Annotated in this window: 7 protein-coding genes; 3 read left to right on the forward strand and 4 right to left on the reverse strand. The window is 59.1% G+C overall.

Annotation, left to right across the window (positions count from 1 at the left end):
• Window positions 1-266: 266 nt before the first annotated feature.
• The gene (locus JWR14_RS26875) at window positions 267-1,199 is read right to left on the reverse strand and encodes a 3-keto-5-aminohexanoate cleavage protein (protein WP_299714704.1); all 933 of its coding nucleotides are present in this window, start codon (window positions 1,197-1,199) and stop codon (window positions 267-269) included.
• A 36-nt stretch (window positions 1,200-1,235) separates the two neighbouring features.
• Window positions 1,236-2,033 carry an SDR family oxidoreductase gene (locus JWR14_RS26880; RefSeq protein ID WP_299714706.1) on the reverse strand — a complete coding sequence of 266 codons (798 nt, stop codon included), beginning with the start codon at window positions 2,031-2,033 and terminating at the stop codon, window positions 1,236-1,238.
• Between the two features lie 370 nt (window positions 2,034-2,403).
• On the opposite strand from JWR14_RS26880, the gene JWR14_RS26885 reads away from it, so the two are divergent.
• A complete protein-coding gene (locus JWR14_RS26885) occupies window positions 2,404-2,922 on the forward strand; it encodes a hypothetical protein (protein ID WP_299714709.1) in 519 nt (172 codons plus the stop codon).
• A 27-nt stretch (window positions 2,923-2,949) separates the two neighbouring features.
• Window positions 2,950-3,300 (forward strand): VOC family protein, encoded by a 351-nt coding sequence (locus tag JWR14_RS26890; protein ID WP_299714712.1) that lies wholly within the window; start codon window positions 2,950-2,952, stop codon window positions 3,298-3,300.
• A gap of 59 nt (window positions 3,301-3,359) precedes the next feature.
• Here JWR14_RS26890 and JWR14_RS26895 read toward each other — a convergent pair whose 3' ends face one another.
• Together JWR14_RS26895 and JWR14_RS26900 are read right to left on the reverse strand one after the other, a co-directional pair.
• Window positions 3,360-3,695 (reverse strand): hypothetical protein, encoded by a 336-nt coding sequence (locus JWR14_RS26895; RefSeq protein ID WP_299714715.1) that lies wholly within the window; start codon window positions 3,693-3,695, stop codon window positions 3,360-3,362.
• A 130-nt stretch (window positions 3,696-3,825) separates the two neighbouring features.
• A complete protein-coding gene (locus tag JWR14_RS26900) occupies window positions 3,826-4,008 on the reverse strand; it encodes a DUF1289 domain-containing protein (RefSeq protein WP_299714718.1) in 183 nt (60 codons plus the stop codon).
• 210 nt (window positions 4,009-4,218) lie between these two features.
• On the opposite strand from JWR14_RS26900, the gene JWR14_RS26905 reads away from it, so the two are divergent.
• The coding region (locus JWR14_RS26905; protein WP_366144604.1) for a PAS domain-containing protein at window positions 4,219-5,644 on the forward strand (1,426 nt) is incomplete at its 3' end.

A 5,644-nucleotide genomic window follows, 5' to 3' on the forward strand; every position in this document is an offset into this window, starting at 1 on the left:
TGCGTGACGGCTGCATGCGCGAGCGGCGTTGCGGACCGCGATTTTGCTTGAGGTCTTGACATGGGAAACTCCAATCAGGGTCGACGGAACGCCAGGCGTCCGGGGAACAAACGTTGAGCGCCTGGGGCGCACGGGGCGTGCGCTTTGGGAGAGTGCCGCGGCGGCCGTTTGTCGCTGATGTTGCCGCTGATGTTTTTTCCGTCGATCCGCATCGTCTATGTCTCCTGCCGATTTTTTTTTGATGTAAAGGGCCGATGAAACCCGGCTTAGAAATTTACGTTGTCAGCACCCTTGAGTCCCAGCATGGCGCGGGCCTCCTGCGGCGTAGCGACCTCGAGCGACAGCCCTTCAATCACCTGTCGTATCTTGCGCACTTGCGCGGCACTTGATTCAGCCAGCTGGCCGGGACCGATCCACAGGGAATCCTCGAGGCCCACTCGAACGTTCGCGCCTTGCGCCACGCCCAACGTCGAAAGAGGAATCTGGTTGCGGCCGGCGCCGAGAATCGACCAGACGTAATCCTTTCCGAATAGTCGGTCGGCGGTGCGGCGCATATGCATCAGGTCTTCCGGATGCGCGCCTATACCGCCCAGCAAGCCGAATACGCTCTGGATAAAAAACGGCGGTTTGGCGAGCTGGCGTTCGACGAAATGGGCCAGGTTGTAGAGATGCGAAATGTCGTAGCACTCGAACTCGAAGCGGGTGCCGTTCGCGCCACACGAAGTCAGGATGAACTCGATGTCCTTGAAGGTATTCTTGAAGACCAGGTCGCGGCTATTGGCGAGATGCTCGCGCTCCCAATCGTGCTTGAGGTCCTTGAAACGATCGAGCATCGGATACAGGCCGAAGTTCATCGAGCCCATGTTCAGCGACGCTATTTCCGGCTTGAAATGATGGGCGGGCCGAAGCCGTTCCTCCACGGTCATGTGCGGACTGCCGCCGCTTGTCAGGTTGATGACCGCGTTGGTGTTGGCCTTGATGCGCGGCACGAATTCCGAGAACACGGCGGGATCTTGCGTCGGCCGGCCGTCCTTCGGATCGCGAGCGTGCAGATGCAGGATGGCGGCGCCGGCTTCTGCGGCGGCGAGCGCCGCATCGCCGATTTCCTGTGGCGTGACCGGCAGGTACGGCGACATGGACGGCGTATGGATAGCGCCTGTTGGCGCGCAGGTAATGATGACTTTGCGGGTTGAGGCCAAGATAAATCCTTTACGAATGGAGAATGATTCAGCGCGTCAGAGCACTTCGACGTTGCCGCACACGGAGATCGACTGGCCAGAGATGCCGCTGCCGCCCGGCGAACACAGGAACAATGCGGTTGCCGCAATTTCTTCTTGCGTCGTCATGCGGCGCAACGAGATTTTTTCCAGATACTTCGCTTCCATCTCCGGATAGGACAAGCCGAGCTGCTCCGCACGCGCGGCAATCACTCGCTCCATGCGTGGCCCGCGCACAATGCCCGGCTCGATTGCGTTGACGCGAATGCCGTGCGGTCCCAGTTCGATCGCGAGGCTCTTGGTAAGGCCGATCAGCGCCCACTTGGTGGCGGAATAGGGCGTACGGAATGCATAACCGAGTCTTCCCGCCACGGAAGACATCGCGATGATCGAACCGCCGTGCGTGGACTTCTTGAGCAACGGGACCGCAAGGCGCGCGAAGTAAAACTGCGCGTTGAGGTTGATCGCGACGGTCTGCTCCCACTGCTCCACGTCCATTTCATCGATACCGCCCGTCGGGCCTGCAATCCCCGCGTTGTTGAGCAGCACATCGAGGCCGCCAAGCTTGCTTTGCACATCGGCGAATACGCGGGTGACAGCGGTTTTATCGGCAACGTCGGCGTGCGTGGTGGAAATGCTTTCATTAGCCGGGTCCGAGTGCAGCGCGTCGAGTGCTTGCTGGCTCGCGTCGCAGACATGCACGCGGGCGCCCGTTTCGGCGAAGGCGCGGGCGATGACCAGACCGATACCTGAACCACCACCCGTCACGAGTACGCGCAAGCCCGAACGCGGTTGAAGCATGCTTAAAACGCTCATTGTTCTTCCTTTTTCAGTCGTGGTCTGGTCAACGTCCGGCAACGCGACGTCACCTTACTTAATTAGTCATCCTGATAGCTCAGGGAGCCGCACAGCGCTACGAGGTCGCCTGCGTTCACGGTGAGGACGCACCTGTACACGTCATATCGCCGATAAGTAAACTGTGATGTGTGATCACACTTGCGGGCAAGTTTGGTCGCAGCCGGGAAGAATGTCAACGCGGAGTGACTTAGGGAAAACGCTAAAGGGCGCAGGACGGAAAGTCCCTGCGCGCCGCATGGTTGCGTCGCCCGAGGGGCTGTATCGATCGGTTATATTCGCCGTCAGACGCCTAAGACACCTGCTTAAGAACCGCGTGAGTACAAGAAAAATGCGATCGCTTATTCAACACTGCGCCTGGTGTTTGCTGGCATCGATATTGATAGCAAGCCATTCAGCGCTTGCCGACGACGTGCGCAGTAACCGCGGAAACGATCCGTTTTTCCAGATATCCAAGGCAATCCCCGCGTGCCCAATTCCACTGGGGCCGTTGGAGACGGAGCAGGAATGGATAAACGACGCGCATTACCGGATCGAGCGCGGGAATAGCTGCTGGGTGGAAGGGCGGTGTCGGTTGTCCAATTCGTATCGCTACGATGCCGAGATAGCCGAAGCGGTTCAACGCCGGCTCAGCATGATCAGTCTCGCCACGCACTGGCGCGAGCAATCATCGTTATGGTTGTTGCTGCAGCGCAGGTTTATCTATGTGCAAGGGTGTGTATCGCCGGCTTTCGATAAAGACAAATTCCTCGCCGAACTGGCGAAAACGGCGGATGTCGACAAGGTCATCGATAACACGACCACCGATCCCAAGGCCAGGCCCTTACCGTATCCACCCTCGGCACCGTAAAGTCGAAGACCAGGAAAGGAGGTGAAGATGAAGGTCAAGCGCATAGTCGCCAACATTGGCACGCAAGACATGACCCGTGCCCGGTCGTTCTATCAGGACGTATTAGGTCTGGACCTGCTGATGGACCAAGGCTGGATTCAGACTTTCGGTTCCGGGACGGCCATGAGCGTCCAGGTCAGCGTGGCTTCGGAGGGCGGATCCGGCACGCCGGTGCCGGACCTGTCGATCGAGGTAGATGACGTGGACACCGCCTTCGAGCGCATGAAAGCGGCGGGTTTCGCGATTGAATACGGACCTGCCAACGAACCCTGGGGCGTAAGACGTTTCTACGTGCGCGATCCGTTCGGCAAGCTCGTCAATGTCCTTGCCCATACCTGAACCGACCACCTTGGCGAAAGGCCGCGCCTTCAACATCGAACGGCACAACCTTAAAAAAACTAGTTCGCCTGCGGCACATTCGACTTGTTCCCTGCCAGCGGTGAGCCATATCCACCGCTTTGCGTGTTGTTGGGCTGGCCGTTGATCAACTGCGCGCGCGGATCGGTCGGATTCAGGTTCATCTCACCCGCTTGCTGATTGCCATGCGTCGGATATTCGCTGCCCAACGGTGCGTTCGGCATCAATCTCGTGCTGTTGGTGGGAGCGCGCATGTCGTCGTTAGGACTCAAACCCATACTCATGCTTTGCGCATGGACCGCCTGAGTAGCAAACGACGTAACGAGTACGGCGACGGAAACCGATAAAACGCGTTTCAGCGTAACGATGATGGTCATGACTGAACTCCCTAAGTAAGTGGGTTTTTTTCGTGTCCTTGCCGTCTTGTCGCGTCACTCAAGCACGCGTTTTTGTCGTGTCAAAAGGTTGCCAAACAATGGCGATTGCATGGGGCATGCACGCATCGCGTCACTTGCTCGCTTTCTTAAGCTTAGCCTCGCGTTTGGGCCGTTGATCGATAATTTTTGTCCGGGTTTTGTTCTTCAATTTTTTCCATTGCTTGCACTCGTCCCTGGTTCGCAAGCAACCTGTGCAAAGGCCGGTTTTACCGTCGAATTTGCAGATGTTGATGCAGGGAGACTCCACGGCCATTACAAATCCATTGCGCGTACGCTTTATTTAGATGGTCCAAATCTCGCACGATGTATGCCCGCGGACCTAAAACATAATCTGGATGAGGACAATAGGCGCGCCGCATGCTGTGCATAAAGTGCAACCAGGGACCTGGTGATACCCAGTGCTAATATTTGGAACATTTCGCTCGTTGCACTGTGCCGACATACCGGCTTTTGCTGGACGACCATGCAAAAACCCCTTCTGTTTTCCACGCTAAGCCAGCTCGAATTCGAGCGGGCCGTGCTCGGGCGTGTTGTTGCAGGCATGCCGTTGCACGAGGTGCTCGAGCACGTGGTTCGTCGTGTGGAAAATCGCTCCGAACAGCCGTTGCGCGCCTCCGTGCTGCTTGTTGATGCCACGGGGAAGCGTCTGGTCCACGGCGCCGCGCCGAGTTTGCCTGATGATTACAACCGGATTGTGGACGGCCTCGAATTCGGGCCGCTCATGGGGTCGTGCGGGGCTGCGGCGTTCCGCGGCGAGCCGGTGATTGTGGAAGATATCCAGACGGACCCCGTTTGGGCCGCGTTCCGCGATATTGCCCGCCAGTACGACCTCCGCGCCTGCTGGTCCATGCCGATACAGGCGGCCGACGGCCGGCTGCTCGGCACCTTCGCCAACTATTATTCGATCCCTAAAACGCCGACGCGCGAGGAATTGGACGACTTTGCGCAAGTGGTGAGCATCACGGCGCTCGCCATCGAGCGCCATGCGGGCGACCGGGCATTGCGCGAAAGCGAAGAGCGTCTGCGGATCGCGCAGCAGGCCGGCGGAATTGGCACCTTCGAGATATTTCCGCACAACGGGCGCTTGGCGGTTTCCGAAGAATTGTGCTGGCAATGGGGTTTGACGCCCCGTCATGAATACCATCTCGATGACCTGCTGGAACTCGTGCATCCCGACGACCGCGAGCGCGTACGCGCGGGCCATCGCGACATGCCTGCCGGTGCGCTTGATTATCTGGAGTACCGCATCCGCCGCCCGGACAACGGCGAGGAGCGCTGGATGGCGCGCCGTGGCGAAGCGATTCAAGATAATGCGGGCGGCTTGCGTTATCTCGGCGTGACTTACGACATCACCGGGCATAAGCGCTTTGAAGAACGGCTGCGCGTCAGCGAGACGCAATTGCGGCGCTTGAACGATTCGCTGGCCGCCGAAGTCGACGCCCGCACCCGCGAGCGCAACAGCATCTGGCGCAACTCCCGCGACCTGTTTATTGTCGCGAGCAGCGCGGGCGTGCTGCGCGCCGTCAATCCGGCCTGGACCGATATTCTCGGCTTCCGCGAGGACGAACTGATCGGCAAGTCGTTCGCGGAAATCGTCCACCCCGACGACGTGGACGCGACCGAGGCGGCGCTGCTGTCGGCTGCCCGGTCGGGACTGGTGCGGTTTGAGAACCGCAATCGCCACAAGGACGGTTCGTACCGCTGGGTGTCGTGGGTCGCCGCGCCCGAAGGCGATGCGCTTTACGGCAACGGCCGCGACGTAACCAGCGAAAAGGAAACTCAGCGAGCGCTTCAACAAACCGAGGAAGCGCTGCGCCAGGCGCAGAAAATGGAGGCGCTCGGGCAACTCACGGGCGGGATTGCGCACGATTTCAACAATCTCCTGCAAG

The sequence above is a fragment of the Caballeronia sp. genome, from assembly GCF_028292365.1.
GTDB lineage: Bacteria > Pseudomonadota > Gammaproteobacteria > Burkholderiales > Burkholderiaceae > Caballeronia.

What these genes read in the sequence shown, in the direction of transcription:
- JWR14_RS26880 (WP_299714706.1), bottom strand. Translation starts at nt 2,033, where the DNA reads ATGAGCGTTTTAAGCATGCTTCAACCGCGTTCGGGCTTGCGCGTACTC.
- JWR14_RS26885 (WP_299714709.1), top strand. Translation starts at nt 2,404, where the DNA reads ATGCGATCGCTTATTCAACACTGCGCCTGGTGTTTGCTGGCATCGATA.
- JWR14_RS26890 (WP_299714712.1), top strand. Translation starts at nt 2,950, where the DNA reads ATGAAGGTCAAGCGCATAGTCGCCAACATTGGCACGCAAGACATGACC.
- JWR14_RS26895 (WP_299714715.1), bottom strand. Translation starts at nt 3,695, where the DNA reads ATGACCATCATCGTTACGCTGAAACGCGTTTTATCGGTTTCCGTCGCC.
- JWR14_RS26900 (WP_299714718.1), bottom strand. Translation starts at nt 4,008, where the DNA reads ATGGCCGTGGAGTCTCCCTGCATCAACATCTGCAAATTCGACGGTAAA.